Consider the following 3,024-nt stretch of genomic DNA (forward strand, 5'->3'; position numbering starts at 1 on the left):
ATCATGGATAATGTTAAGGGCCCCATCTCCATCCGTTTGTCTGGCTGGAACGAAGGACAGTATATTGATACCTGGACCAGTTTTAATGACAGTAGCTGGACAAAGGGGAAGCTGCATAATATTTTATTTGAGAACATCCGGGCCACCGTGCCTAATATGATAGCCATGCCTGCGGATTACGAAGGGGGAACGCCGTGGTTATTGAATATTACGAAAGTGAATACCGGCATATCCATTACCGGCACTTCTCAAACCCGGCCCCGCGATATTATCTTCAGCAATATTGATATCACCTTTGAAGGCGGAGGCACCCAGGCAATGGCTGCCAAAAGAAATTTGCCCGACCTCGAAAGAAATTACCCCGAGATGTTCATTTTTGGAGACCTGCCTGCATATGGTTTATATATGCACCATGTTTCAGGCATTACGCTTAATAATGTACGGTTCAACTTACAAACACCCGATCTGCGACCGGCCATTGTTTGTGATGATGCCGATGACATAGAGCTGAACGGATTTAAAGCAGCAGGAAATGTAAACGCTGAAAGCCTCATACGCCTTGAAAACTCCAGGAATGTTTTTATCAGCGGCTCGCGTCCGCTTAATACAATAACTACCTTCCTCAGGGTAGAAGGCAGTAAAAGCCGGGATATACTTTTAACGGGAAATAAGCTGAACCTTGCTGCCCGAAAAACGGAGCTTGCCGCCGGGGCACAACAGCCGGGCATTACGGTTCACCCTTAACGGGTATCCATTTGTGCATTTGTGGCTATCACGGCAGTGTTTTTAAATCCTTTAATGTAGTAAGCTTGGGACGTTATTACGTTGAGTAGGAAAGTTATTGTTTCACCTAACGGGTGAAAGATGCAGCGTTCGCAAAACAGCATACATTGCACATGTTGCTTCGCCGGGTATGCCGGGATATTTATCGAAGGGTTGGAGGGCAGTTATGAGATCCCGGTGCCGGTTGTGAGGACGCCGCCGGGAAAGAAGTATGTAAAGACAGGCATCGGGTGCATTCCAAATTAGCCCCGGCCCGCAAAACAAGGGAAATACCTTTGACTTTTTTAGCCGCAGATGCGCAGATTCAATCTGCGCATCTGCGGCATTTTCAACACAGGGTATATATAATTGTTGGGGGCCGACCGAAATATTTATTTAACATCCCACCATACACCCGCACCAAACTTCTCGTCTATAATGCCCGGCTGCGCAGCTATGGCGGCCGCAAGTCCGTCGGGGTTGGATACAGCTTCGGAGTACGGATAAGGCATTCTTACGATCGTTCCTTTACCGGGATAAAGCGTTTGCACGGGTTCGGTAACGGCTACGTATACCGGGTAACCCGACCGCCGGACCTCTGCCCATCCCTGGTTACCATCTGGATAAAGCGCACACCATTTCTGATCCCCTATCAGTTCTCTTTGATCCGTTCCACCGTTAAAATCTACCAACGGATCGGTTAAGTAACTGCCAGTTTCAAGACCATACTCATCGAAGCTGGCTTTAATGGCTGCTTCATAAGCGGCCTGCGCCGTCATACCCACGTTCCATCCGTTCAAAGCAGCTTCAGCATATATAAAGAGCACTTCCGAGTATCTCATCATCCGGGTAGGGGAGTTTGCTGAGCGAAATTCTTTAATTCCCATAATAGACAGATCCGGGGTGCTTTGTCCTAATGTGCCCAACGGAAGCCCAACATATTCGCCGCTGTTGGCAGCAGGTTCGGCATATACCGGCAATCGCGGGTCGTTCCTGCTTTTAAGAAAACCGATCATAAATGCTGATGTAACATTTTCCTGCGATGCCGCAAGTACCGGGTTCATCCAGTACGGGCTTCTGTAAACAGCATCATTAGGGAGCCAGTATTTAAAAGCGGCGGTTTCATTAGAATTGATAACGGGATAGGTATTGGGATCTGACGCAATCATTTCGATGCCGGCTTTTGCAGTAGATGCGTCAACCAGCGAGATCCTCATATACATGCGCAATAACAGCGAGTTGCAGAATCGTTTCCACATCATCATATCACCATTAAAGACCACATCGGCGCTTCCGATATTAGCTGCAGGGTCAATCATACCGTTCGCCTCCTTAAGCTGGGCAATCAGGTCTGCATAAATGCTTTGCTGCGGATCGTATTTAGGATATATTATAGCATTATCTGCATCATCAGCCTTTAATGCTTCTGAATAGGGAATATCTCCGTACCAGTCGGTTAAATTCTGAAAAGCATAAGAGCTGAGTATTTTGATCACGGCGATAGCATTGTTGTCTCCCGCCTTCTCAGCCAGTTGCATCGCTTTTTTTAAATTTTTTAAATGACCGCTGTACATATTAAAGTTCCTGATGCTTCCTGTGATCTGGTAGCGGTCATCATGAACATACACGTCGCGAACATTATAATGCGTCCAGCTTACCGCTTCATTTAAAATAGCATTGTAAGTGTTAAGGACGCTGATCTCGGAATTTGTAATTAATGTTTTATAAGGTACGGCAGTTAAACTGTTGGGACTTGTATTCATTTCTTCAAAATCCCTGGTACAGGCGGATACTGACAGCACTACAATCATTAATCCGAATAGTTTTATATGCATTTTCATCTTATTTCTGATTTTATAATTAAGTATCTTTTTTATTAGAATCCGATCTTAATTCTTACACCAATGTTCTGGGCAGAAGGAGGAGCTGCATATTCTGATCCCTGGGAAGACTGGCTGGCACCTTTATTAGCCACTTCCGGATCAAAATTTTCATTTTTCTTATATAGCAGGGCCACATTTCTTGCAAACACCGACAGGTCTGCCTGGGTTAACCCGATCCGCCTGATAAAGGTTCCTGGTATTGTGTAGGATAAAGCTACCTGCCGCAGTTTCACGTAGGTGGCATCATACAGGAACCGCTCGCCTCTTGCAAAAGGATCCCACCTGAAATCATCCAGGTACTGGTACTTATCATTGGGCTTTCCATCCTCGAATACCCCATCAAACAAATACCCGTCGCCAACATCAAGCGGATCTCTTA

The 3,024-nt window shown here is 45.9% G+C and carries 1 protein-coding gene and 2 pseudogenes; 1 reads left to right on the plus strand and 2 read right to left on the minus strand.

Annotated elements, in window-relative coordinates; translation table 11 throughout:
• Window positions 1–744 (plus strand): annotated as a pseudogene (locus PLH26_RS21240) (hypothetical protein); the annotation flags it as partial.
• A gap of 410 nt (window positions 745–1,154) precedes the next feature.
• On the opposite strand, the gene PLH26_RS21245 reads toward PLH26_RS21240, so the two are convergent.
• Both PLH26_RS21245 and PLH26_RS21250 read right to left on the minus strand, forming a co-directional pair.
• Window positions 1,155–2,603: a SusD/RagB family nutrient-binding outer membrane lipoprotein gene (locus PLH26_RS21245; protein ID WP_324588021.1), complete on the minus strand. Its 1,449-nt coding sequence runs from the start codon at window positions 2,601–2,603 to the stop codon at window positions 1,155–1,157.
• Window positions 2,604–2,638: 35 nt separating this feature from the next.
• Window positions 2,639–3,024 (minus strand): annotated as a pseudogene (locus PLH26_RS21250) (hypothetical protein); the annotation flags it as partial.

Source organism: Agriterribacter sp. (assembly GCF_035444585.1).
Lineage (GTDB): Bacteria > Bacteroidota > Bacteroidia > Chitinophagales > Chitinophagaceae > Agriterribacter.

Excerpts from the sequence above, each read along its gene's own strand:
- PLH26_RS21245 (WP_324588021.1), bottom strand. The coding sequence starts at position 2,603 with ATGAAAATGCATATAAAACTATTCGGATTAATGATTGTAGTGCTGTCA.